The organism is Synechocystis sp. FACHB-383 (assembly GCF_014698605.1).
In the GTDB taxonomy this organism is placed as follows: domain Bacteria; phylum Cyanobacteriota; class Cyanobacteriia; order Cyanobacteriales; family Microcystaceae; genus Synechocystis; species Synechocystis salina.
Map to the genome: position 1 here is coordinate 1 of NZ_JACJTJ010000042.1, position 25,771 is coordinate 25,771.

Sequence of the window (25,771 nt, forward strand, 5' to 3'; positions counted from 1 at the left end):
AAGCTCCTGTGGCTTTGACCGCTCCTGCTATCAATGGTTAATTCCTTGGTGTAACACCAATTGAATAATCAGCGAATTGCACTCTCCTTTCCGGGGGGTGCTTTTTGCTTGGTCAGCAACCAGGCGATCGCCGGAGAGTCCGGGGCAGTTACCATGGAAAGAAGGATTAATCTTAAACAGAGGGATTATGGGGGAAGAACCTTTGCCGGGGGAAAAACAATTGGGCAAGAAGTCAAAGAAAAAAAATACTGCCTGGAGCATTGAGGAAAGCGAGGCCCTCTATCGGGTGGAAGCTTGGGGAGCCCCCTATTTTGCCATCAATGCGGCGGGTAACGTGACGGTTTCCCCCAACGGCGATCGGGGCGGCTCCTTAGATTTACTAGAACTGGTGGAGGCCTTGCGGCAAAGGAAATTAGGCTTGCCCCTATTAATTCGTTTTTCCGATATTCTTGCCGATCGCCTAGAGCGGTTGAATAGTTGTTTTGCCAAGGCGATCGCCCGTTACAATTACCCCAACACCTATCAGGCGGTTTATCCAGTTAAATGTAACCAGCAACGGCATTTGGTGGAGGCCCTGGTGCGCTTTGGCCAAACGTCCCAATGTGGACTGGAAGCGGGGTCTAAGCCAGAATTGATGATTGCCCTGGCCACCCTGCCGCCCCCTCTAGACCGTCAGGATAAACATGCCAAACCCCTAATTATCTGCAATGGCTATAAAGACCAGGACTATTTAGAAACGGCCCTGTTAGCCAAGCGCTTGGGCCATCGTCCCATCATCATCATTGAACAACTGCGAGAACTGGAATGGGTACTACACATCTCCCAGCAGTTAAATATTAAACCCATGTTGGGGGTGCGGGCCCGGTTAAGTTGTCAGTCATCCAAATCCTCGGAAACTTCCTCCAGCAAGGGCGATCGGGCCAAGCTAGGGCTGACCATGCCGGATATTGTTACCATGATTCGTCGGCTGGAGGAAAATAACTGCCTTGATTGCCTGAAAATGCTCCATTTCCATCTGGGAACCCAGGTTTCAGACATTGCCCTAATTAAAGAAGCCATGCGGGAAGCCAGTCAACTCTATGTGGAGCTGGTCAAGTTGGGGTCCAAAATGCGCTACCTCAATGTGGGCGGCGGTTTGGCGGTGGACTATGACGGTTCCAAAACCAACTATCCCGCCTCGAAAAATTACAATATGCAGAACTACGCCAACGATATTGTGGCGGCCATTCAAGATGCCTGTGAGCTTGGGCACATTGCTCCCCCCATCCTAGTGAGCGAAAGTGGGCGGGCGATTATGGCCCATCAGTCGGTGCTAGTTTTTGATGTGTTGGGCAGTAACCATGCGGGCTTTAGTGAACCCCACCCCCCTGACCAAAATGCCCATCCCCTGCTGAAAAATCTGTGGGAATGCTACGAAACTATTACAACGGCACAATACCAAGAGCAATACCATGACGCTCTGCAATTAAAAGCGGAGGCTAGCAGTCTCTTTAACTTTGGTTATTTAACCTTGACTGAACGGGGGCAGGCAGAACAAATTCACTGGGCTTGTTGCCGTAAAATTTTTGAAATCACTAGACAGTTAGAGTATATTCCCGAAGACTTTCAGGCGTTAGATAAAATAATGACCGATATTTACTACGTTAATTTGTCGGTTTTTCAATCAGCACCGGAATCCTGGTCTTTGGATCAACTTTTTCCTATTCTGCCTATTCATCACCTCAATGAAAAGCCTAGTCAAAGGGTGATTTTAGCCGATTTAACCTGTGACAGTGACGGCAAAATTGACCGCTTTATTGACCTGTGGGATGTCAAGCCCTACCTGGAAGTTCACCCCCTAGAAAATGATGGTAATCCTTACTATTTAGGTATGTTCTTAGTCGGTGCTTACCAAGAAATTATGGGTAATTTGCACAACTTATTTGGCGATATCAATGTAGTTCACATTGCCACCACTCCCCAGGGTTATCAGATCGAGTCGGTGGTGCGGGGGGATACCATGACCGAAGTTTTAGGTTATGTCCAGTACGATTCCGATGATTTACTCGAGGGTCTACGGCGTCATACGGAATTAGCCCTCAGTAATGGACAGATTACCCTAGAGGAATCTCGACGGTTGTTGGAAGATTATGAGCAAAGTTTACGACGCTACACCTATCTAAGCTGACCTGCTAGGAAGCAATAACAGTGCTGTTATAGTCTATGGAGCGCCCTAGAATAGTGCCGAGATTGGGTCAACTTTGCTTGCTCTCCCATCCCAATGTTGTTTAAACCAGACTATTTGCCTATGGCTCCAACAATTGTAAAAATTCTACCTCCGATAGTAATTTAATCCCTAAATTTTCCGCCTTGGTGGCCTTACTACCGGGCTTATCCCCCAATAGAACATAATCAGTTTTGGCACTTACACTGCTGGTTACTTTGCCGCCGCTCTGCTCAATTAATTCCTGAGCTTCTGTGCGACTGAGATTGGGTAAAGTTCCGGTTAACACAAAGGTTTTGCCCCTTAATTTGCCGGTGTGAGTTTTAGTCTGATCAATACCTTGGTCTGCCAATACTAATCCTAGATCCTGTAAATGCTGAATCAATTGTTGATTACCGAGGTTCCTGAACCAATTAACCACTGCTTCGGCAATTTCTGGGCCAATGCCATAGACCCCTTCCAGGTCGGGAATGCTGGCTTGGCTCAGTTTTTCCACGGTGGGAAACTGTTGGCTGAGTAATTTGGCATTGACTTGCCCCACATGGCGGATACCCAAACCAAATAAAATGCGGCTCCAGGGTTGGTTTTTACTAGCTGCAATGGCGGTAACTAATTTTTCGGCGGATTTTTGGGCAAAGCGTTCCAATGCCAACAATTGCTCTTCCTGTAAACGGTACAAATCAGCAATGGAGTTGACTAACCGATTTTCCAAGAGCGTAATCACAACCTTTTCCCCCAAACCTTGAATATCCAGCGCATTGCGGCTAGCCCAGTGGATTAAACTGCCTTGCAAAATGGCGGAGCAGGAACTATTGACACAACGGGTGACGGCTTCTTCCAACGGGCGCACCAAGGGGGAACCACAGGCGGGGCAATGGGAAGGAAAAATGTAGGGAGTAGTATTTTCCGGGCGCAATTCTGTCATTACCCGCACCACTTCGGGGATAATTTCCCCCGCTTTGCGAATAATTACCGTGTCTCCCACCCGGATGTCCAATTCTCGGATGCGGTCTTGGTTATGCAGGGTAGCCCGTTGTACCATTGTGCCCGCCAACTGTACTGGCTCCATCACTGCTAGGGGGGTGACTGCGCCGGTGCGGCCCACATTGACTTCAATGGCTTTGACCACAGTGGGAGTTTCTTCGGCGGGATATTTTAAGGCGATCGCCCAGCGGGGAAATTTTTGGGTAAAGCCCAACTCGCTTTGCAGTGGATACTGATTAATTTTCACTACTACCCCGTCGGTCATATAGGGTAAGCGCTGGCGGGCCCCTTCCCAGTCTTCAAAATATGCCACTACTCCATCTAAATCTTCACAAAGCTGACAATGGGGATTAACCATAAAGCCAGCTTTTTTGAGATATTCCAAGGCTTGCCATTGACTTTGGATTTGTTCTTCTTGCCCTGGTAAATGGAGGGTGTAGGCAAAAAATTGTAAGCGTCTTTGGTGGACAATTTTGGAATCCAATTGGCGGAGGGTGCCGGCGGCGGCGTTGCGGGGATTGGCAAATAGGCTTTCTCCCTGGGCTTCCCGTTCTTGATTGATGCGATTAAATTCCTCCAGGGGCAAAAAGGCTTCCCCCCTCACTTCCACCGTTGGGGGCGGATTATCCAAATTTAACTTGAGAGGAATGGAACGAATAGTTTTAATATTTTGGCTAATTTCTTCCCCGGTGGTGCCGTCTCCCCTGGTGACCCCCCGCACCAACAAACCATTTTCATAGGTCAGGGCGATCGCCGAGCCGTCAATTTTGAGCTCACAGACGTATTCAGCTTTTTCAATGGTTGGGGCAATGCGTTGCCACCGTTCCTGCCACTGCTGTAGTTCCTGGACGTTAAAGGCATTCTCCAGGCTGTAGAGGGGAATATTGTGGGTAACGGCGGAGAATTGGCTAGCGGGTTGTTCCCCCACCCGTTGGGTTGGACTGTCGGGGGTAATGAGCTCCGGGTTTTCTGCCTCTAGTCTTTGTAGTTCCCGGTAAAGCTGGTCGTAAACGCTATCCTCCATAATCGGTGCATCTAGCACATAGTAGGCGTAGCTAGCTTTTTGGAGTTGTTGGCGCAGTTGCAAAAGGCGATCGGCGGTGGTCATAGCTTATGTCTATTGTCCAAAAGGCTTGCTCTAGCAGAAATTGGCCTCCTTCTAGAGGGTTACAGAAGAGATAATGGGACGATTTCCCAGGGACACGTTACAGGGTACGCCTTTCACTCCAAGGGCGATTAACATAGAGACTGTAGCATTTGTGTAGCCCAAGCCGAGGGCCGTCCCCATGACCGTTGCCACTTCTCCTTTAACTCTCAGTGAAAGTCAAAATTTTATCCTACCCGGTCGTCACAGTTGGGAAGATTTTAAGACGATTCAAGCGGTGATGGAACAGCGGTCAGGGCTGCGTATTACCTATTTTGACGGAGTAATTGAGTTCATGACCTTGGGAGAATACCACGAATCCATCAAAACCATAATCGGATTTTTGATTGAATATTATTTGTTCTCCCAGAGTATTGAATTTTTCCCAGCCGGTAGTGCAACCCGTGAATCAAGGGAGAAATCGGTATCGTTTGAGCCGGATGAATCCTATTACCTTGGCGAAAAAAAGGAACATCCTGATTTGGCAATTGAGGTGAATGTCACCAGTGGTACTCCGAAAGAGCTTGAAAAGTATCAACGATTGGGCATTCAGGAAGTTTGGATGTGGCAGGATAAAAAGTTCTCCATTTACTCCCTAGAAGGCGATTGCTATCAAGAAACTTCTACCAGCAAATTACTTCCAGGTTTGAATTTTTCACTGCTGGAGGAATGCATATTGATGCCCTCTCGCGTGGAAGCAATCCAAAGGTTTACGGCTCAATCAAAATAAACGGCGATCGCCATGGGAAGCCAGCCGACGAAATTGGCGATCGGAATAAAACAAGGGTAAGAATCTCCGACTTCTCATCAAAGGAAAAACTTTCAATGACATCCCAGTTTTCCATGTCTAAAAAATCAACAATTATCAAACCTCCTGTTGCTTCAAGAAGATCTTTAAAAAAATCTGCGACTTGAACTCTATGAGATATATTCTTATTTCCATATTTTTCTGCAAGACTTTTAAAAATTTTATGGCTGTCTTTTATTGGGTCCATGCAGATTCTCCTTGGTCAGACAACATACAGATAATGAGGGCAAAGTGGACTTTAAAGATCCACCTCATATCTCATTGTAGAGAATGATTTATTATTTGTGGAGTTGTTTAAGACCACGTACTTATCTGACTATGAAAGGGCGAGCAAAGATGAATTTTTATCTTCATAAAATAATTTAATCATGCTAAATTCTCGACGTAGTAAATTTTCAACTTGTAAAGTCGAGCAATTTCCTAATCGAAGCCAAATAACTTTGGGAGGACTACCAAACACCAGACTAAGATCGTGCATATCTGCATCTTTAGAGACAATCATTAACTCATTATTTTTTGCGTAATCCCAAACGGTAGGATCAATTGTTGCCTCCATTCCAACATCTCGTACATGAAGAGAATTAGGAAAAAGATCGCCCAATTGAATGGGCAATTTGGGAGAGAGATTTTCGTCAAATAATAATTTCATGCAGACAGGGGAGAAATCATCAATCGACTTTCACGGTCAGCTGCATAAGCAATACAAGCCTTTAAATCTTCTCGGGTCAAATCGGGAAAATCTTCGAGAATTTCCGCCTCAGTCATCTCAGAAGCTAGGTATTCGAGAACTTCATAAACAGTGATACGCAAGCCGCGTACACAAGGTTTACCTCCTCGTTTATTGGGTTCAATCGTAATGTAGTTTCTATAATTCATTGTAAATTCTCGCTAATCTTTTATAGTTTATTCACGTTTACTAGCCGGTGGTGGGGTAATGCGCCAACGAACCAAGAATTGATCAATGCGTTGCAGAATTTGCCGATCTTCTTGGGGTAATGACTCTTCATTATTAGAGGAAGACTTTTGCAAAAAGCTAAAGGCTTGGCGGATTTGTTCTCCATTGGTAACCACCGGCGCAGAAAAGTGACAGGGAATCAGGGTTTCCACTGGCCAACTGGCAATTTTTTCTACCCATTGCCATACTACTTCCGGTTCCCGGTTGAGAATTAGCTCTTGCAGAATGGGAGCCACCCTTACTTTGCCACCGCCCCACAGGGATTGAAACGTGTTCTGCCAATCCCTCCGCCACTGGAAGGGATATAAACCAAAATAATTTTCCCGACGGCGATCGCCAACTTGTTTTGCTTCTTGCAACACCTCGTTCCAATTAGGAACTTCTAGGGTACTGGCTTGGAAATAGAGAGAAAATAAACAAATACGTTGCCATCCCTTAGCCCGATTGGCGGTAGTATCCTCCGGGCGATCGCCAGCTTTATCCCTGGCATGGAACATTAGGGGAGTGGGGTCTAGTGCTAACACCGGGGGGGGATTTTCTGACAAAACCAACAGGGTATCCGTCACCAACAAAGTATGACTAGGCCAATGGAAAAAAGCCACTTCACCAAATTTACCGAGCCGTAAATCCAACGGTCCGAGGTAAGCATAATCAAATTCCCCGGCAAAGGGAGTTTCGGCACTATCAGCAGGCAAGATCTTGGTCCGACCAACCGGAAAGCCCAACCAACTAAGGGGCAAATTAAGGGGAAAACTCCACTGCCCTGGGGCCACATACACCGTTGCTTCTGGACAATGACGGGCCAGGGAAGGTACATTGGCCTTATGTTCCAACCCAGAAATGGTGGGTAGGATAATATATTTGACTGGGCCATATTTGGCCGTTAGTTGCCCCAACAATTGCAAACATTCTTCCGTGGGAGCAATGGGAGAGTAAACTAGCAATCCCCCCGTATTCAGGCGCACCACCGTCATGCGGATGGGTACTACCACATAAAAAATTCCCTGTACCTGCTCCAACACCCAAATGGTGTCCGGTACCACTTCCCGCAACAAAGTTTGCCTTTGGCTGTAGGGATAAATGGGCACCAGATACCAGTAGGGCCAGGTCTGACTAGGACTGGGTTGGGAAGATCGGGAAAGGGATTGCCGCATCGTCACCGAGGAGGATGAAAAATTGAAAAATTATTCAGATTTGGAAAAACCTAAGCCATTTTCTGCGCCGTAGCGCTCCATAAAGCGCATAAACCGGTCCCATTCCGGTTGGGAATTGAGGATCACCGTAGCTTCGATCGCCGTGGGACGGCCGTTGATAAATTTGCCCTTCACTTCCCTGGTGATAATTTCCCCTTCGTCGTCGATTAAATACATGCCGGTAATATCATCGGTGCTTTCTTTCGCTAGAATTGTCGGTTCCAAGAAATAGAATTTTGCCATGCCGGACTGCCCATTCTTCGACTTGCTGAGGCGCACTTCTGGGACAACGGTTTCTGCAACTCCCTTGGAAAATTGAATTTCAGCCATGTTTTTTTACCTTAATGACATTAATTTCGTTAACTTCCCATCATGGCATAGATCCCGGTAGTGGCCGAAAAAACACCCCCATGGGACTACTCGAAACCCAAGTTCACCACCTGCTCAAAGCCCAGCAGCGCCAACAAACCATTCCCCCCTGGCCCCATTCTTTGACCATGGGTCGTTTGGTGTCTCGGGCTCTGCGACTACGGCGATCGGCCCTGATCCAAACCGGTTGTTTACCCCCCACCTACGGCCCCAGTTATCTGTTGCCCTGTTTGCTCAGTGATCAGCCCGTTCGTTTGGTCACCACCCCTAAACGGCAGCAGGATTTAGAAACGGTGATTTTGCCAACTTTGCAAACGGCCCTACAAAGCAATGATCCTGATTTGGTCATTACCTGGCCGGAAATTCTTACTCCAGACCAATGGCTGCAGGAAAATTTAGCGTCATTGCCCAATACAGTCCCGGCCCTCACGGCGATCGAGCAGGTGGAACATTTAGAAGATTGGACAAGGGATTTTCTTTCCCATCACCTAGATTGGAATACCCTCCAACCCCTCTTTGCCCAAACTCCCCAGAGTCAAGACCAAGTTCTAACCCATTGGAGCCGCCTCAGTCAGTCCCTCTTCGCTCGTCCCATCAATCCCCATGGTTTTTATCCCCTTGATGGAGAAGAACTCCAAGACCTCAACCAAGCGGTGATGGAACAATTAGCCAATCGCCAGTTTAAAAATGGAGCTAAACAGCAAAAGACGGACAAAATTCAGCAATTCTGGCAGTTTTGGCAAGAACAAACCGATAACCATCTCCTCTGGGCCGAAGTGGACCGACAGCAGGGCAAAATAAGTCTCCACGTCAGTCCGGTCAACGTACAACCCTGGCTGCAACCAATTTGGCAAAGCTCCGATCAAGGTCAGGGAGATTCTGTTGATGGAGGCCAGGAAAGCAATCAAGCCGCCTTTGTGCTCATCGGCAGTTTTTTAGACGCGGAGAAAACCGCCCCCACCTATTGCAAAACCTTAGGTTTGGGAAATTTACTGTGCTTAAAATTTTCGCCCCACCGTCTGCAGGATGCCCTAACCATTTACCTACCCGATCGCCTACCTTTACCCAATACCCCAGCTTTCCAAACCACTTTACTAACGGAAATTGAACGCATTCTGACGGAAATCATCGCCGTGCAACCAGACAGCTTTGTGGTGATTTTGCTCGATGATCTACCGCTCAAAGCTCAACTGGGCAGCCAACTAGCGGCCAAGTTAGGCTCTGGAGTGAAAGTGGAACCCACCCCCAGCTTTGCTCCTGGCATTTTGGTGGCAGGTTGGCAATACTGGTGCGCCCAAAGGGAACAGTTTCCCCCACCGGCCCTGCTGATTTTAGGCACTTTACCCATTCCCTCCCTGGAAAATCCCCTGGTGGCCAAACGAGTACAACACCACAAACGCCATCATCAAGACTGGTTCCGGGACTATTTACTGCCGGTGGCCTTGAAAGACTTACAGCAAGCCGTGTTACCCCTAAGGGAGTCCGGGGGCTGGTTGGCCATCCTCGATGACCGGGTCAATTCCCGCAGTTACGGCCGGGAAGTACTCAAAGCCCTAGCGCCCTACGGCAAAAGAAACTATTTTGATCCCCGGGATCTACCCCAGGTAACACCGGCTCAGAAAAGGGATTGAACAGATTTTTTCTTGGGGGAGCGTGGTTTTCTGGGCTAGTTTTTCCCTTGGCACAAAGGCTTTTCCGCCAAATTGGCAAGACGATACCCAATGCCATGGACCGTTTCAATTAGATCTGCTGATAAACCAGCACTTTTTAATTTTTGTCGCAAACTCCGCACATGGACCTTGACCGTATCCTCCTCCGGGGGACTCTCCAAATTCCAAATACTATCGATAATCATGCTCCGACTCAGAACCCGGCGACCATTGCGGAGTAGCAATTCCAGAATGCTGTATTCCTTGCGGGTCAAGGGCAAAATTTCGTCATCGTAACTAACTTCATAGGTGCTTGGGTCCAGCTTGATCGGTCCCCATTCCAAAATTGGTTGGCACGTTGCACAACCCCGGCGCAACAAGGCCCGCACCCTGGCGAATAACTCTCCCAAATCCACCGGCTTGATGACATAATCGTCGGCTCCGGCATCCAAACCGGTGATTTTATCGTTGATGGTATCCCTGGCGGTCATCATCAAAATTGGCATTAAATAACTGTGCGATCGCCATTTTTGACAGAGCGTAATCCCATCCAACTCCGGTAGCATCACATCCAAAATAACCAGGTCATATTCCAGTCGGGCAGCATAATCCCAGGCCAGGGAAGCGTCGGAGGCAATGTCAACGGTGTAAAGCTGATCGCTCAATGCCTCTGCAAGGGTTTCCGCCAGCGGCAAATCATCCTCCACTAAAAGAATTCTCATGGCCCATTGTGCTTTTCTCTATCAACCTCAGCTTACCTGAAGGGGTGAACGGGTCTGGGTTAATTCATGTTGCGAAATGTAACAGTTTCAAACACATAAGCTAACTTTCCGATTTCTTTACGACTTTCTCCCCCTTTTCTTCTGTTTCACTTTGTTAGGATTGCATTTTTGATACCAACACATACCAGTCATTGGCTGGGCATTGATCAACTTTTAAGCTTAATAACTAACTTTATCTATGACACTGCCTTTAATTGCCTATTCCCCCGTTAGTCAGAATCAACGGGTTGCCAACTACGAAGTCTCTGGAGATGAACACGCCCGCATTTTTACCACGGAGGGCACCCTTTCCCCCTCTGGCATGGATAATCTGATTGCCGCGGCCTATCGTCAGGTGTTCAACGAGCAACAAATGATTCAAAGTAATCGGCAGATTGCCTTGGAATCCCAATTAAAAAATCAGCAAATTACTGTGCGAGATTTTATCCGTGGTTTAGCTCTTTCCGATAGCTTTCGTCGCCGTAATTTTGAAGTAAATAATAATTATCGTTTTGCACAAATGTGTATTCAACGATTACTGGGTCGAGATGTTTATAGTGAAGAAGAGAAAATTGCTTGGTCAATTGTGATTGCCACCAAGGGGTTACCTGGCTTCATCAATGAACTGCTCAATAGTCAGGAATATTTGGAAAACTTTGGCTACGATACCGTGCCCTATCAACGGCGGCGCATTCTGCCCCAACGGATTAGTGGTGAGTTACCCTTTGCCCGCATGCCCCGTTACGGTGCTGATCATCGGGAAAAATTAAAGGCGATCGGCTACTTCCGCAACGAAGCTCCCCTAACTTACCGTTGGGAATGGCAAAAGCAACCCTATCCCGCTGGAGTTTATTTAGCCGGCAAAGTAGTTCTTTATGGTGGGGGAGCATTGGTCAGTTTGGGGTTAATCGCCGTTGCCCTTAGTGCCTGGGGCATTATCGGACTGTAGTTTTTGCGATGTCAAAGCAGAGCTTAGGGCTGAAAAAATTTATACCGGTCCATCCCCCTCCCTGGGGGGACTTAGGCGGTTGAACGGCCAGGGTTTTTTGCTAGAAATATTTCGTGGTTTAACTATTTGTTCTCTGGTTTAATGCTTCGAAACTTTGCAGACTTTGTATTTGAGACCAGACTTTAATGTTGAAACTAGGCGGTAAAAAATCATCTGCCCCATCCCGCAAAAAAGCGAGGGCAAAGATTGGTATCCTAGAAATGGATCGGCAATGGTATCAATCGGTCAAGCGGTTTTTATGCCCAAATTTTGAAATTTCTGCCATCAATTTCCAGGATATTCTATTTAACCGTGTTGACATTGGAGAATATCACTCCATCCTAGTTGGTTGCGGTATTAGATATGAACCAATTGATATTTCAGCCACTTTAGATTTAGTTACCATTATCAAAAACTTGTCTGCTAAACCGCCAGCCCTGCTCCTCATTACGGATTATGCCGACAGTCAGATCACGCTGCAAGCTCGCAGTTATCTGCCTCAAATTGATGGTGTTTTTGCCAAGGATCAGGATTTAGCTTTATTGTTAAAAATCATGAAAATTATTGTTAAACAAAAATGTAATTAAGGTTTTTCCTTTGGGATCCGCTTATCTATGGGCAAATTTCTAATTCCAATCGAATTTGTTTTTCTGGCGATCGCCATTGCCTGTTATTTGTGGTACCGACAAAACCAGCAACGCCGCAAGATTGAAATTAGCCTCAAGCAACAAACCCAACGGGAACGATTTATTAATCAAATTACCCAACATATCCGCCAATCCTTGAACTTGGAAACGGTTTTAAATACCACCGTCGCTGAAGTTAAAACCCTGTTGCACGTTGATCGAGTTTTAATTTATCGCATTTGGCAAGATGGCACCGGCAGCGCCATTACCGAATCAGTTAATGCAAATTATCCTAGTATTTTAGGGCGAACTTTCTCCGACGAAGTTTTTCCTGTTGAGTATCATCAAGCCTATACCAAAGGTAAGGTACGGGCCATTAATAACATCGACCAGGATGACGTAGAAGTTTGTCTAGCTGATTTCGTCAAACAGTTTGGTGTGCAATCAAAATTAGTGGTTCCCATTCTTCAACATGATCGTTCTTCTTCCCTAGGCAATGAATCAGAATTTCCCTATCTTTGGGGCCTCCTAATTGCTCACCAATGTGCTTTTATCCGGCCATGGCAACCGTGGGAAGTTGAGTTAATGAAACAATTGGCTAATCAGGTGGCGATCGCCATTCAACAATCGGAATTATATGAGCAATTACAGCAACTCAATAAAGATTTGGAAAACCGAGTCGAAAAACGTACCCAGCAACTTGCCGCCACCAACCAATCCCTGAGGGTAGAAATTAGCGAACGACAAAAAACCGAAGCAGCCCTCCGCCACACCAATCACACCCTGCAATCCCTCATTGTGGCCTCCCCGAGGGGGATTTTTACCCTTAATTTAGCAGACCAAATTCAGATTTGGAATCCTGCGGCGGAACGGATTTTTGGTTGGACAGAAGCAGAAATTATTGCCCATCCAGAATTATTGACATCGCACATTTTAGTGGAAGATTATCAGCAATTTAAACAGGAAGTTTTATTAGGCATTGCTTCCCCTAGCTTAGAATTAAAATGTCAAAAAAAGGATGGTAGCTGGATTGAAATTGTCCTTTCCGCTGCTCCCCTATTAGATAGTGAAGAAAATATTGCAGGGTTAGTGGCGGTTGTGACTGACATTACTGAACAAAAACGACAAGCAGAACAGATTCGTTTATTACAATCCGTTGTGGTTCACACCAATGATGCGGTGGTGATCACGGAGGCAGAACCCATCGATGATCCTGGTCCGAGAATTCTCTATGTCAATGAAGCATTCACCAAAATTACTGGTTATGCCGCCGAAGAAATGCTAGGCAAAACCCCCCGAGTTTTACAGGGGCCAAAAACCAGTCGCACTGAATTAGATAAAGTACGACAAGCCGTTAGTCAATGGCAATCCATTACCGTTGAAGTAATTAATTATCGTAAAGATGGCAGTGAATTTTGGGTAGAATTTAGCCTTGTACCCGTTGCCGATAAAGCAGGTTTCTATACCCATTGGATTGCTGTGCAAAGGGACGTTACTGAACGACGCCGTACAGAGGAAGTTCGCCTCGCCCTAGAACGGGAAAAGGAATTAAGTCGCTTAAAAACACGTTTTTTCTCCATGGCTTCCCATGAATTTCGCACTCCCCTCAGTACGGCCTTAGCGGCGGCTCAATTACTGGAGAATTCAGAAGTAGCTTGGCTTGATCCCGATAAGCGTAGCCGGAACTTGCATCGTATCCAAAATTCCGTGAAAAATATGGTCCAGCTTTTGGATGATATTTTAATCATTAACCGGGCGGAAGCAGGCAAATTAGAATTTAATCCCAGTTGGTTAGATTTAAAGTCACTGTTCCAGCAATTTATTGAAGAGATTCAATTAAGTGTCAGTGATCAATATTATTTTGACTTTATCTGTGGCGATCAAGATACTAAGGCATTGGTGGATGAAAGATTAATGCGGTCTATCCTATCAAATTTATTATCTAATGCGATCAAGTACTCCCCCGACGGAGGGCAGATAAAAATCAGCCTAAGCCTAGATTCAGAAAATATTATTTTTGAAGTGACCGATCAAGGTATTGGTATTTCGCCGGAGGATCAAAAGCAAATTTTTGAACCCTTTCATCGGGGTAAAAATGTCAGGAATATTGCGGGAACAGGACTCGGTTTAATGGTTGCCAAGAAATGCGTCGATCTACACCGTGGCAGTATTTTGCTAGAAAGCGCTGTCGACCAAGGAACGACAGTTACCATCCGTTTGCAACGTTATAACCGTTTGCCCCGAGCTTAATTTTCACAGTTACGGCCGGCAGGGGATCTAACGCCCTACGGCAAAAGCAAAACAATCCATTCCGGTCCCCATGCCTTACGGAGGGCAATCAACGGCAATTCCCCCGTAACTCAGCAGTGGCCCACAGGGAAAACTTAGCTCATCGGAGGCCATGGCACACCCCAGCCTTAGACTAGTTGTAGCTGGGCGGTTTTCCGTTTTTTACGGCCACCTTTGGGGGCATCGGCCAAGCAATATTTGACCACATTGGCCAACTCTTCCAATTGGGCGATCGCCTCGGCCCCTTCTAATTTCATTAATTCCCGGTCATCCCGCATTTCTGTCCAGGTGATGCCGTAGTCCGATACCAAAAAGCGAATCAGATGATTTTCCCCCAAACTCACCATGAAGGAAGCACTATTGAGTTGGTCGCCACAGGTGTAGCAAGAAGCAATATAGCCTCGATTTTCGAGCACAGTGGCCAGAGCCCTGAGACTCATGACTAAATCCTTCACGAAATCGCGGTGTTGCTGGGCAAGTCGAGTAAACACATTTCCTCCGAAAATAAGCTAGCTTTTAAAATCTTAATACTTTTTTAAGATTTTCACAGAGGCCTTGTCCGGAAAGGCTAATTTAATCCTGGTCTGGGAACCCCGATTTGGAGAGCCATGGCGGTTGTCCATCGGCCGGGCGACTGAAATAATTGATCAATTACAACGTCGGATCTAGAAAGGAAAAGCCGCTCCAGGGGCGGTTTATGGCCGCAGAAGAAAGTCGCCAATCAGCCTGGGCTTTTTGCCAATCCTCCGTGATCTTAGCGTGGTTATCAAAATGGCGATCGCCTGTGTACAACTCTTAACCAAGAATAATCCAGGTGGGGGATTTGCTTTTGGTCTATGGAACTGTGCTGGCATCGGGGAGACCCAGATTGAAGGATTTGAGAAAATTTTAGAAAAAATTCACAATCTACGGCAAACGACGGAGGAAAAGGCTTTGGAGTTCTGCTTTAGGTCAACATTTCCTGAAAATCAGCTTTTTTCTGGGGTGGAGCCTTGACATTCTCCGTTGGTGATTTATACTTAGGTCAGGTGTGAGGAAATTAGAAAAACATCTGGAGTCGAAACAAGGAAAGACGCCCCAGGTGTTTTTTTATGGCAATTTTTAGGGCGGTCCAAAAATGAAGCAATGGCGCGGGCGGATAGTGTTAGGGGCGATCGCCGCTTTGGTGATAGTTTTCCTGGTCATGCTTTTCCGTCCCCAGGTCCCCTCCGACCGCATCCCGGACTATCAAATCAGCAGTCAGTTGCCCGCTAACCAGGTGGATTATTATCCCCTGCAACAGAATTTAGATGGGGCTTATTATCGGCCCTTGGGTGAATGGTTGGGGCGGTTAATCCTGCCGACGGTGGCAGAAACTAAAGCCACTCCCGGAGATTGGGTCTGGCTGGAACTGTACCAGGCTCCTTCTATCCAACAGGGCCTAGTGGGGCAAAAACTCCGCCTCACTTGGCAGAGCAATGCCGATTTGGAAAAATACTTAAGGCTAGTTACCACCGACGTAAACTTTACCCCCGCCGCCTTAAATAGTGAACGTCGGGGCAATCTCTTACCCGACCGTTTAAATGGGCGATCGCAGGTGGGACCGTTGCAATCCTTAGCTGGGGCTAGGCCGGTGGACGATGTGTTGGTGCGCTTTCCCCGGGCCCAGGTTAATATCCCTGCCGGCAATCGAGCAGAAATTAAACTGCCCACCATGCCGGAAATGGTGACGGGCCGTTATCAAGCCCTGGTGAAAATCATTGGCCCTGATCCGAAAGCAGACCCTAGCACAGTGCCCAAGGATTGTCCTGGTTCCCAGCCCTGTGCCACGGATTTAATGCTGGTCCAACATTACAATGCCATCAGTAAGCAGTTTGATGGCCCCCAGGAAACAATTCGTATTCCCCAACAACCCCGCCTCAATGGCGATCGGTTTATGTCTACTCCTAGGGATTTGGCCACTGTCGCTGTGGGTCGAGCGGGATGGTATATCTATGGGGCCCAAGGTCAAGATGGCCTGTTCACGGTGCAATCCCTCCAGCCCCGCTCCTTGGTGCAATTGCAACCCGATGAACAAATTTTTCGCCTAGGCCCCGGTCGAGACTATATTAGTCAGCAAAATTGGCACCATACCCCCGCTCGCAAAGGTACAGCCCAAAAGGTTTTACTTGATCCCCGCAGTGATTCCCCCGAAGTGGCCCTAGGGCAATGGCAAGAAGGCGATCGCCTGTTGGGGATGCATTTATTTGGCGGCATTGGGGGGAAATTGGGAGAAAAGACGATGTTGGGCACAGTGACGGGGCATTTTGCCTTTAGCCTGCCTAAGATTGTGCGGGACCCCTTTACCGACGAGTTGCAGTGGGAAATTCCCTACTACCAGGTCTATGCCCATAATCCCCAGGGCATCATTGCAGGCTCCCAAACCTGGGAAAACTACGCGGGCAATTTACAGCGGGGCTGGGTCCAAAGTCGTCCCTTTGCCGATGTGATGGTCAAACTAGACCTGCTACAGGATTACAACTTTGGTGAGGTGGTGCTTTCCCCCCTGGATGAATTGCAAAAACAATTGCAGATTATGATGGCCCGCTATCGCACTGGGGATGGCACTGGTTATGCGGGGGTTAGTCCGGCGGCGTCCTGTGTGCAGGATTCTAACCAAGCCCTTTACCTAGCCATTGTGGGTTTACAGCAAAAAGTAGAGAATAGTCCGGAAATTCTCAGTTGGTTGGACCAGCACCCCAGTTCCCCGGAAAGTCAACGTTTTCAACGGCTGAAACAATTGGGCGATCGCCTGTTGGCCATGCTCAAACCCAGGGGCGTTACCAGGGAAGACTGGCAAAACAATGCCGCTACCCTAGCGGGCTTAGACCCGGACAATCCCACCAATCAATACGATTTCATCCAGGACAATACCCTCGTCAATGCCCTGCTCAGTTGGCAGTCCATGTTGCCCCGGGTTAACCAAGATATCCTCAACCAAATTTTCCTTGAACAGGGTGCCCAACTTTGGTTTATGCGCCCCAACCAAGTGGGGGGAGCCATGCCGGAAATTTTACCCCTGGCCCCCACTAGTATTTTTGGCGATGTGCCGGTGTTTTCGGCCTTAGCCCGCCGGACTTTAGGCGCCATAGTTCTTTTACCCAAGCCCCAGGATTGGCAATTCTTCGGCATCGCTGTTGTGGTCTACGGGGCGATCGCCATTCCCCTGGGGATGAAATTTGGCCTATTGCAATGGCAATGGTGGGAGCAATCCTTGGGGGGCAGTGTGAAATCAATCTTGGCCCTGTTTTTTCTGCCGGCCCTGGGGGAAGAATTGGTTTTTCGGGTCATGTTATTGCCCTATCCCACGGAACTGAATTTATTTTGGCCGACCTTGGGGGCCATGGCCCTGAGTCTGGTGCTGTTTTTGATCTACCATCCCCTCAACGCCCTGCTGTTTTATCCCAGGGGCAGAAATTTGTTTTTCCAACCTATTTTCCTTGCCCTCACTGGTCTATTGGGCATAGTGACCACGGCCCTTTATTGGTATAGCGGCTCCCTCTGGTTAATTACCATTTTCCATTGGTTAGTGGTGACAGTGTGGTTAATGGCCCTGGGGGGTTACGGCAAATTAGCCCATCAAGAAGCCAAAAGATGAAGAAATTAGACAATTCCTTTACCTAAGTGGAAAACGACCCCAATATGGAGGGGAAAAATTAGATTATCCATTGCCCAGAGGTTTCCATGGCTCCCCAAGTGGATGTGTTGATAAATAAACAAATTTTGATTGAGCGGGCCCTAGTTTGTGTCACCACCCGCATCACCAAGGCGATCGCAGAACGGGGCCAAGGCACTATTGCCCTCTCGGGGGGCAGTACCCCCAAACCGCTATACGAAGCCCTGGCCCGCCAAGCCCTGCCCTGGGAAAAAATCCATGTGTTTTGGGGCGATGAACGCTATGTCCCCGCCGACCACCCCGACAGTAATCAACGCATGGCCCGCCTCGCTTGGTTAGACCAGGTGGATATTCCCGAAGCCAACATCCATCCCATGCCCACCGCCGCCGCCGATCCGGAACAGGATGCCCAGGCCTACGAAAATGAGTTGGCCACTTTTTTCCAGGTGGAAGCAGGGCACTTCCCCGCCTTTGACTTGGTGTTACTTGGTTTGGGGGATGACGGCCACACCGCTTCCCTCTTTCCCCACACCCCGGCCCTGACCGTTGGCGATCGCCTGATTACGGTGGGTAACAAGGATGGCCAACCCCGGTTAACCTTCACCATTCCCCTGATTAACCAGTCCCGTTCTGTGGTTTTTCTCGTGGCGGGGGCCAGTAAACAGCAAGCCTTGGGGGAAATCTTTGCCCTAGAAGCCGACCCCCAGCAATATCCAGCCCGGTATATCCAGCCCCAGGGGGAATTGCTCTGGCTCCTAGACCAAGCGGCCGGGGAAAATCTGCGTCCTTCTTGAGCCCCCCAGAACTTTGCCCATATCTCCCATATTCCCCTGTATCGAAATGTTACAATTTAGCTAGTCTTTTCCAGCTATTGGCCCCTTTTGCCTTATGGGTGAATCCACGAGAACCGGACAACTTGCCAGCCCTGACCATAGCCTCCGCTGGATCATTTTGGCCATGGTGGTGGGGGTTTTATTCACTGGGGGAATAATTTTTTACAGTCTCCGCTCCGGGGTAAACCAAGGAGAGGAAAACGCTTCTGGTGCCCTTGCTCCCACGGCCCAGGCTCCAGAAGACCAGCCCGTGGCCGCCCTGGGACGCATTGCCCCCCTAGGGGAAATTATCAAACTTTCTGCTTCTCCCGGTTCCTTTGGGGGAGCCAAAGTATCCAAGGTGTTGGTAAAGGAAGGCGATAAAGTTAAGGAAGGCCAGGTGGTGGCAGTGCTGGATTCCTACGAACAAAAGGCCGCCGCCGTAGTTTCAGCCCAGGAGTCGGTGCGGGTGGCCCAGGCCGATTTGGCCATCATCGAAGCCGGTGCTAAGCGGGGGCAAATTGCCGCCCAGGAATCCCAAGTCCGGAAAGCCCAGGCGGAGTTAGAACAGAATTTTGCTGTTAACCAGGCCGCCCTGGCCAATTTAGTTAAGCAATTGGAAGGGGAAAGAATAGAGCAACAGGCCACCATAGACCGTCTGCAGGCGGAGGTGAACCAAGCGGCCAACGATGACCGGCGTTATCGCAGTTTGGCTGAAAATGGGGCGATCGCCATGGCGGACTGGGAACAGCGGCGCTTGAACTTAGAAACTAGTAACCAGAGGTTGCAGGAAGCTCGGGCTCGGCTAATGAAAACCGAAGCCACCCTGGAAGAACAAATTCGAGAACAACAATCCATCCGGGATAAGGACGCCCAGACCATGTTGCTGGAAAGGGAATCGGCCCGGGCCACACTCTCCCAAATCGCCGAAATTCGCCAGGTGGATGTGCAAAAAGCCCAGGCAGAATTAAACCTGGCCATGGCTCGCTTTCAGGAAGCCCGAGCCGAATTGGACACCGCTGTGGTGCGGGCTCCAGTGGATTCCCAGGTGTTAAAAATTTATTCCCGCCCGGGGGAAAAAGTCAGCGACACCAATGGCATCCTCGACCTGGGCATCACGTCCCAAATGATTGTGGTGGCGGAGGTGTACGAGAACGACATCGGTCGGGTAGAACTGGGGCAAACTGCCTGGGTCACCAGTGAAAATGACAGCTTTGGCGGGGAATTGGAGGGTAAGGTTACCAATATTGGCTTGAGAATTGGCAAAAATGATGTACTGGACTCCGATCCCGCCGCCGACATTGATGCCAGGGTAGTGGAAGTGAAAATTGCCCTCAGCCCCAGTGCTAGTAAAAAGGTGGCTGGTTTGAGCAATGCCAAAGTGGTGGTGAAAATTGAACCCGACAGCGCTCCCCCCTCCCCTCCTAATTAAAAGTCCATCAACCCCAGATTTATCTGTCACTCTACCCAATAGATGAAAATTCCCCTTGCTTGGCACCAGTTATTCCATGAAAGGATGCGACTCCTGGCGGCGATCGCCGGCATTGCCTTTGCCGATGTGTTGATTTTTATGCAACTGGGGTTCAAAAATGCCCTGTTTGATAGTGCAGTCCGGGTTCCTGAGAGTTTGCAGGGGGATTTATTCATCCTCAGCACCCAAACCGACACCTTTGTTAACCCTACCCCCTTTGCAGCCCGTCGCTTGTACCAAGCCATGGGCAATGAAGCTGTGGGCGGGGGCACTAGCCTTTACATTGACATCAACCGCTGGAAAAACCCAGAAACCAAAGTCAGCCGCCAGATTTACATTATGGGTTTTAACCCCGTTAGTAATCCGATCAATCTACCGGGGGTAGAGGAAAATTTAAACCTGATTAAACGCCCTGACGTGTTCCTCTTTGACCGGGACTCCAGGGAAGAATTTGGCCCGGTACCTACTTTGTTAGCAGCCGATGGCCCCGTTTTTACGGAAGTGGGTAATCGCCGCGTCCAGGTACAGGGTTTATTCACCCTTGGTTCTTCCTTTGGGGCGGACGGCACGTTAATCACCAGCGACTTAAATTTCTTCCGTCTTTTTCCCAGCCGAGACCGCAGTTCCATTGATGTGGGCATTTTGCAACTCAAACCGGGGCAAGATCCGGAGTTAGTGGCCGAACAAATCCGGCGGGAGTTAACCGGGGGCGATGTCCAGGTTTTCACCAAAGAAAAGTTGGTGCAATACGAATTAAATTATTGGCAAACCCGCACCACCATTGGTTTTGTCTTCGGCTTGGGCACCGCCATGGGCTTCATTGTGGGCACGGTGATTGTTTACCAAATTCTCTACACCGACGTTTCCGACCATTTACCGGAATATGCCACCCTCAAGGCCATTGGCTACAGCGATCGTTATTTGTTGGGGGTAGTGTTCCAAGAAGCTTTACTGCTAGCGGTGATTGGCTTTTTGCCTAGCTTTGGTTTGGGGGTTTTGCTCTACACCAACACCGCCCGGGCCACGGGTTTACCCCTGATTATGACCACTGCTCGGGCTTTGACCGTACTGATTATGACCATTGCCATGTGTTGTATTTCCGGGGCGATCGCCGTGGGGCGCTTGCGGGCCGCAGATCCGGCGGATATCTTCTAAGCTGCGCCCATGGGTCAGCTTGTGCCAGTGGCAATTTTGCCTTAACATCTCTTCACAAAAATTTATAATTTGTCATAATAGCGGTGGACAGTCTTCTCACTAGGAAACATTGCTATGAAAACCGCCGCTAGAATTGTTGCTTTTACCGCTCTGACTGGATTTGCCCTCGGGGTACCCAGCGTCGCCATGGCAGAAATGGAAACCACTGAAAAACCCGCCGTAGTCAGCCAAGCCGCGATGGAAACCACCATGAACATTGTGGAAGTTGCCGCTGGAAACGAAACCTTCAGTACCCTTGTCGCTGCAGTGGAAGCGGCTGATTTAGTGGAAGCTTTATCCGCTGAGGGGCCCTTTACCGTTTTTGCCCCCACCAATGATGCCTTTGCCGCTTTGCCCGCTGGTACGGTGGAAAGTCTCTTGTTGCCAGAAAACAAAGATAAATTGGTGAAAATTTTGACCTACCACGTAGTACCCGGTAAAATTACCGCCGCCCAAGTCACCTCTGGGGAAGTGGAATCCTTGGCTGGGGAAGCCCTCACCTTCAAAGTTAAAGATGGCAAAGTTAAAGTCAACAAAGCCACAGTGATTTCCGCTGATGTGGATGCCAGCAATGGTGTTATCCATGTGGTGGATCAGGTGATTTTGCCTCCCATGTAATTGATTGTCAGCAAATCTTTGCCCAAGATGGTAATTTATCCTCTAAATTGTCGATAAATTGTAATTTTTAGCCAATTTCTTCCCCTGGGAGAGTTAGGCGACTGGCTACGCAACATCTCAATTCGACCATCCCTGAAGTGGGGTTCCAATTTCTAGAAAATTGGCCCCACTTTTTGCTTGCGTGCTACCTTTACAAGGGAAGTGCCCAGGGCACGGTGAAAATTGTTCGGCAGTGGGATGGAAAACTGTGGCCATTAATGCGTCCGATTCAGCAACAACAGTTATTGTCGGTGGTGGTTTTGTGGGACTATTCACCGCCCTACATCTGCGCCACCATCAGCATGCCGGCCCCATTATTTTGGTGGACCCCCAGACAAATTTTGTCTTCAAGCCCATGCTCTATGAGTTGCTCACGGAGGAACTGCCGGAGTCAGTGGTGTGTCCCAGCTACGGGGAGTTGTTGGCCAATAGTGATGTTGAATTAGTGCAGGCTAGGGTAACCGATGTGCAGTTGGCGGAGAAGCGTTTGGTGCTCGATTCTGGCCAGGAACAGCATTATGACTATTTAGTGCTGGCGGTGGGGTCCGTGCAGGGTTATTTGGGGGCCAAAGGAGCCGAAGAACATGCCTTTGCTTTCCGTTCCCAAACCGAGGCGATCGCCCTGCGGGATCATCTCAAAACCTGTTTAGAAAAGTCCCTAACCACGGAAGATAAAGCAGAAAAAGAAAGATTGCTGACGGTGGCGATCGTTGGGGCTGGCCCGGCGGGGGTGGAGATGGCGGCCACGCTGGCGGATTTACTGCCTAGTTGGTACGTGCCCATGGGGGGGGATATCAATGATTTAAAAATTTACTTAGTGAACCATGCACCGGGAATTCTAGCGGGGGACGCCAATAGTGGGCTCAAGCGTTGTGCCCTGGAAGAGTTGCAAGCCAGAACTATTCCGGTGACGTTGAAGTTGGGGGTAGGGGTTAAAGGTGTTACCCCAGAAAGTTTGCAATTTGTGGAAACCGGAGAGGAGGAATTGCGCCATTTAGACACTTGCACCACCATTTGGACAGCGGGTACAGCGGTTAATCCCCTCCTCAAAGCCTTGGCGGCAGAGATTCCCCCGGAGGAAATTGACCGCCACGGGCAACCCCTGGTGACCAGTACCCTACAATTGCCTAGCTTTGCTGAAGTATTTGCTGCCGGAGACTGTGTGACCGTCAAGGAAAATCCTAAACCTGCCCTGGCCCAGATTGCCTATCAACAAGGAGCGGCGATCGCCAAAAATTTGATGGCGGCGCAAAAGGGAAAACCTTTAGTCAGTCCCGATCCCCAACTGCGGGGCACGTTGATGAAGCTGGGTTTGAACAATGGAGTTGCCAACTTATTTGATCGGGTACGCATCCAAGGCAAGGCGGGGGATTTATTGCGGAACGCCACCTATCTGGAGCTATTGCCCACCCCTCTGCATAACTTCAAGGCCACCACCCAATGGCTAGCCGAAGAAACCATCGACCGTTTCCATCGTCCCCATGCCCCCACAGCCCAGGAACTAAAATGGGCCGCCATGACCCCAGCCCAACAGCGGGAATACCAGGGCATCAAGGCGATCGCCATCATTGCCCCCTTGATTTTTATTGTCCTGTTGTACTTTGGCTTCAAAACACCGGAAAGGGAAAGACCGCCCTTTGTCCCCCAACCCAGTCCTAACATGAGTCGATGAGGGCAGTAGCCATAGCCCATACCAACTTGGCTCTTCAACCCGATTAAACTGGCAATCTCTAGCTTTAGCCCCGATCCCAAACATCTTTGCGGAACCTGCCCATGTTCACCCTCAATGACCAAAATCTGCCCTACCCAGATACCCTCCATCCCATCATTGTCCACTTTGTCATTGGCATGGTCTTCTTTGCCTATATCAGTGAACTAGTGGGCTACCTCCAAAAAAAGCCCCGGTTCTTTGAAGTGGCTTGGTGGAATTGGCTCACAGCGGCGATCGCCATTTTTTTTGCGGTGATTTTCGGTGAATTTGAAGCGGCCCTGGCCATGCCCTACCCAGCGGCCCAACCGGCATTGGATTGGCATACGGTCAACGGTTGGTCATTGTCGGCCATTTTGGCGGGGTTAACGGCTTGGCGGGGGGTATTGAGGGTGCGAAACCCGCTGAAAACCAGCCTGCCTTTCCTCATGCTGGCCACCGTATTTATGGTATTAGTGTGTATCCAAATTTTCCTCGGCTCCCTGGTGGATTGGGTATATGGTCTGCATACCCTTCCCGTGGTGCAAGCCACCAAAGACGGCATTATTCCCTAGCTTTTAGGTTTAAGTTCCCTTACCCATCTCATTTTTTCCTGAGGAAATTGACCGCCCCATGAACCCCTCCCTGATTGACCAACTCAAAGAAATTGGCCTCCAGCTAGGCACCAATGGTCTGCCCTACCGATTTCCCATCCACCCCAATTTGGTCCATTTCAGTCTGGGGTTATTCATCATTGCCCTAATTTTTGATTTTGCTGGCGTATTTTTTCCCCTAGACAAAATCATTCTTAAAGGGTTTGCCATTCCCGCCCAACGCCAAAACTTCTTTGATGTGGGTTGGTACAATGCTGTGGCCGGTGCCTTTATTAGTTTTTTCACTGTGGCGGCGGGCTTTTTTGAAATTCTCTTGGCCCAACCTCCCACAAATCAGGTGAGTGATTGGGGCATTGGCGCCGGTACAACTATGTTGCTCCATGGCGTCGGAGGTATCTTGTTACTGGCGATGATGGTGGGCACAACCATTTGGCGGGGCTATCAACGGTTTGTTTGGCGCACCAATTGCCGCAATGAAGTTAGCTGGGCCTATCTCGGTTTTGCCCTATTCCTCATGGCCTATATGGCCATCCATGGCACCCTAGGGGCCCAATTAGGGGCCGAATTTGGTGTGCATAATACGGCGGCCCACATTCTCCGCATGGGGGAAAATCCCAACGTGGTGCTTAATGAAGGGGGCATTGACCTTTAATTTTTTGTTAACCAAAAGGGGATGCTCTGATCCCATTTGCTCAACCATCAAAACTATGCCCCTGTTGTGATTGTCCGATCAAGCCAGGGCAGGCCGGATTTTTAAACGGAATTGGTCAAGTTTTGTCCCTCTTCCGTCAGTCTAGGCAGATGAGTAGTGAAATTGATTCCGTAAATTTACTAAATATTTTAATCTATAGCACTTTTCGCTTTAGTGGGGTATAAGGTATGTAGATCAATGTAATCTAGAAAAGTTAGAAATGAAACCATACCAAGTAGAATTTCGCCAGAAAATCGTCGACACCTACTTCAACGAAAAAATTTCGATAGCCAAGGTTGCCGAAAGATTTTGCGTGGCAAAAAGTTTTGTTCAGAAAATAATCAAACAATGGCGCGAAACAGGAGATCTCAGTCCCCGTAAGCGCTCAGGTGGACAGAAATTAAAGCTATCTCAATCACAGATTATCATGGTAGGAGATTGGGTAAATGAGAAAAATGATATTACTCTTGAAAAAATTCAACAAAGACTTGAACAGGAAGAAAATATCAAAGTTAGCTTATCTACTATTTGTCGTGTTCTTCAAAATTTGAATTTAAGTCGTAAAAAAAACTCTTCATGCCAGTGAACGTAATACCGATAGAGTGCAAGAGTTAAGGTTTGAATATCGACAAAAAGTTAAAGATATTCCCGCAGAAGACCTGGTTTTCGCTGATGAAGCCAGCTCCCATTTGGGGATGTCTCTACCCTATGCTCGTTCTGAACAGGGCACAAGGGCCTATAGTTCAGTGCCTTGTAATCGAGGACAAAATGTATCTACCTACATTCCGCATATAGTACACCTTTGTCTAAAATCGAGTACGACGGCAAGCCTATTTCGGGGTTTGCCTCTTGACTCCCAGTCAATCAATACTAAAAAACTAAGCTATGGCAAAGATTGCTAAGGTTAGGACATAATATAGGGAAAGAGTTAGGAAAAAAGCGATGCCAGCCCCCTACAGTATAGATCTAAGAGAGAAAGCGGTAAGTGCAGTAGAAAAAGGAGAGAAGAAAAGCCATGTCTGCCGAACACTGAACATTAGTC

At 48.5% G+C, this 25,771-nt stretch carries 24 protein-coding genes and 1 pseudogene; 17 read left to right on the forward strand and 8 right to left on the reverse strand.

All coding sequences use genetic code 11. The features are described from left to right. The first annotated feature begins 187 nt into the window (after positions 1-187). Complete coding sequence (speA, locus tag H6G45_RS12660; RefSeq protein ID WP_190598801.1) at positions 188-2,167, forward strand: biosynthetic arginine decarboxylase; 1,980 nt, start codon at positions 188-190, stop codon at positions 2,165-2,167. A gap of 118 nt (positions 2,168-2,285) precedes the next feature. On the opposite strand, the gene ligA is transcribed toward speA, so the two are convergent. Then, the gene (ligA, locus tag H6G45_RS12665) at positions 2,286-4,295 is read right to left on the reverse strand and encodes an NAD-dependent DNA ligase LigA (RefSeq protein WP_190598783.1); all 2,010 of its coding nucleotides are present in this window, start codon (positions 4,293-4,295) and stop codon (positions 2,286-2,288) included. Positions 4,296-4,473: 178 nt separating this feature from the next. Here ligA and H6G45_RS12670 point away from each other — a divergent pair, with 178 nt between their 5' ends. After that, entirely contained in the window at positions 4,474-5,061 is a 588-nt protein-coding gene (locus tag H6G45_RS12670) for a Uma2 family endonuclease (protein WP_190598784.1), read from the forward strand. Here the strand turns inward: H6G45_RS12670 and H6G45_RS12675 are convergent. The 5 genes from H6G45_RS12675 to psb28 form a co-directional block, all read right to left on the reverse strand. Continuing rightward, positions 5,042-5,326, reverse strand: coding sequence for a hypothetical protein (locus H6G45_RS12675; protein WP_242018161.1), 285 nt, complete (start codon positions 5,324-5,326; stop codon positions 5,042-5,044). The two genes, H6G45_RS12670 and H6G45_RS12675, sit on opposite strands and share 20 nt — an antisense overlap. A gap of 129 nt (positions 5,327-5,455) precedes the next feature. Continuing rightward, positions 5,456-5,788, reverse strand: a complete 333-nt coding sequence (locus tag H6G45_RS12680) for a DUF5615 family PIN-like protein (protein WP_190598785.1) — start codon at positions 5,786-5,788, stop codon at positions 5,456-5,458. Beyond that, the gene (locus tag H6G45_RS12685; RefSeq protein ID WP_190598786.1) at positions 5,785-6,015 is read right to left on the reverse strand and encodes a DUF433 domain-containing protein; all 231 of its coding nucleotides are present in this window, start codon (positions 6,013-6,015) and stop codon (positions 5,785-5,787) included. Before H6G45_RS12685 ends, H6G45_RS12680 begins: the two co-directional genes overlap by 4 nt. 27 nt (positions 6,016-6,042) lie before the next feature. Then, entirely contained in the window at positions 6,043-7,254 is a 1,212-nt protein-coding gene (locus H6G45_RS12690) for a DUF4336 domain-containing protein (RefSeq protein WP_190598787.1), read from the reverse strand. Between the two features lie 24 nt (positions 7,255-7,278). Continuing rightward, a complete protein-coding gene (gene psb28, locus H6G45_RS12695) occupies positions 7,279-7,617 on the reverse strand; it encodes a photosystem II reaction center protein Psb28 (protein WP_010871246.1) in 339 nt (112 codons plus the stop codon). Positions 7,618-7,631: 14 nt separating this feature from the next. Between psb28 and H6G45_RS12700 the strand changes: the two genes are divergently transcribed. Further along, positions 7,632-9,287, forward strand: a complete 1,656-nt coding sequence (locus H6G45_RS12700) for an ATP-dependent DNA helicase (protein ID WP_190598788.1) — start codon at positions 7,632-7,634, stop codon at positions 9,285-9,287. Positions 9,288-9,322: 35 nt separating this feature from the next. Here the strand turns inward: H6G45_RS12700 and H6G45_RS12705 are convergent, their stop codons facing one another. Beyond that, complete coding sequence (locus tag H6G45_RS12705) at positions 9,323-10,027, reverse strand: response regulator transcription factor (RefSeq protein ID WP_190598789.1); 705 nt, start codon at positions 10,025-10,027, stop codon at positions 9,323-9,325. A 238-nt stretch (positions 10,028-10,265) separates the two neighbouring features. Between H6G45_RS12705 and H6G45_RS12710 the strand changes: the two genes are divergently transcribed. From H6G45_RS12710 to H6G45_RS12720, 3 genes are all read left to right on the forward strand, one after another. Next, complete coding sequence (locus H6G45_RS12710; RefSeq protein WP_190598790.1) at positions 10,266-11,015, forward strand: phycobilisome rod-core linker polypeptide; 750 nt, start codon at positions 10,266-10,268, stop codon at positions 11,013-11,015. A 185-nt stretch (positions 11,016-11,200) separates the two neighbouring features. Beyond that, positions 11,201-11,641 carry a hypothetical protein gene (locus H6G45_RS12715; protein WP_190598791.1) on the forward strand — a complete coding sequence of 147 codons (441 nt, stop codon included), beginning with the start codon at positions 11,201-11,203 and terminating at the stop codon, positions 11,639-11,641. Positions 11,642-11,668: 27 nt separating this feature from the next. Next, positions 11,669-13,930 carry a PAS domain S-box protein gene (locus H6G45_RS12720; protein WP_190598792.1) on the forward strand — a complete coding sequence of 754 codons (2,262 nt, stop codon included), beginning with the start codon at positions 11,669-11,671 and terminating at the stop codon, positions 13,928-13,930. Positions 13,931-14,097: 167 nt separating this feature from the next. Here the strand turns inward: H6G45_RS12720 and H6G45_RS12725 are convergent, their stop codons facing one another. Further along, entirely contained in the window at positions 14,098-14,460 is a 363-nt protein-coding gene (locus tag H6G45_RS12725) for a DUF1815 family protein (RefSeq protein ID WP_010874211.1), read from the reverse strand. A 268-nt stretch (positions 14,461-14,728) separates the two neighbouring features. On the opposite strand from H6G45_RS12725, the gene H6G45_RS12730 reads away from it, so the two are divergent. The 11 genes and pseudogenes from H6G45_RS12730 to H6G45_RS19585 all read left to right on the forward strand — a co-directional run. Beyond that, on the forward strand, positions 14,729-14,965 hold the full coding sequence (locus tag H6G45_RS12730; protein ID WP_242018162.1) for a hypothetical protein: 237 nt from the start codon (positions 14,729-14,731) through the stop codon (positions 14,963-14,965). Between the two features lie 121 nt (positions 14,966-15,086). Next, positions 15,087-17,585, forward strand: a complete 2,499-nt coding sequence (locus tag H6G45_RS12735) for a CPBP family glutamic-type intramembrane protease (RefSeq protein ID WP_190598793.1) — start codon at positions 15,087-15,089, stop codon at positions 17,583-17,585. A gap of 86 nt (positions 17,586-17,671) precedes the next feature. Continuing rightward, the gene (gene pgl / locus H6G45_RS12740) at positions 17,672-18,397 is read left to right on the forward strand and encodes a 6-phosphogluconolactonase (protein ID WP_190598794.1); all 726 of its coding nucleotides are present in this window, start codon (positions 17,672-17,674) and stop codon (positions 18,395-18,397) included. 94 nt (positions 18,398-18,491) lie between these two features. After that, entirely contained in the window at positions 18,492-19,847 is a 1,356-nt protein-coding gene (locus H6G45_RS12745) for an HlyD family efflux transporter periplasmic adaptor subunit (RefSeq protein ID WP_190598795.1), read from the forward strand. 42 nt (positions 19,848-19,889) lie between these two features. Next, positions 19,890-21,041, forward strand: coding sequence for an ABC transporter permease DevC (gene devC, locus H6G45_RS12750; protein WP_190598796.1), 1,152 nt, complete (start codon positions 19,890-19,892; stop codon positions 21,039-21,041). Positions 21,042-21,155: 114 nt separating this feature from the next. Further along, positions 21,156-21,698 carry a fasciclin domain-containing protein gene (locus H6G45_RS12755; protein WP_190598797.1) on the forward strand — a complete coding sequence of 181 codons (543 nt, stop codon included), beginning with the start codon at positions 21,156-21,158 and terminating at the stop codon, positions 21,696-21,698. 247 nt (positions 21,699-21,945) lie between these two features. Further along, a complete protein-coding gene (locus tag H6G45_RS12760) occupies positions 21,946-23,409 on the forward strand; it encodes an FAD-dependent oxidoreductase (RefSeq protein WP_190598798.1) in 1,464 nt (487 codons plus the stop codon). Between the two features lie 101 nt (positions 23,410-23,510). Then, positions 23,511-23,999: a DUF2231 domain-containing protein gene (locus H6G45_RS12765; RefSeq protein ID WP_010874203.1), complete on the forward strand. Its 489-nt coding sequence runs from the start codon at positions 23,511-23,513 to the stop codon at positions 23,997-23,999. A 58-nt stretch (positions 24,000-24,057) separates the two neighbouring features. Then, positions 24,058-24,690, forward strand: coding sequence for a DUF2231 domain-containing protein (locus H6G45_RS12770; protein ID WP_190598799.1), 633 nt, complete (start codon positions 24,058-24,060; stop codon positions 24,688-24,690). Positions 24,691-24,949: 259 nt separating this feature from the next. After that, complete coding sequence (locus H6G45_RS12775; protein ID WP_190598800.1) at positions 24,950-25,315, forward strand: helix-turn-helix domain-containing protein; 366 nt, start codon at positions 24,950-24,952, stop codon at positions 25,313-25,315. A gap of 356 nt (positions 25,316-25,671) precedes the next feature. After that, a pseudogene (locus tag H6G45_RS19585) lies at positions 25,672-25,771 on the forward strand (IS630 family transposase); the annotation flags it as partial.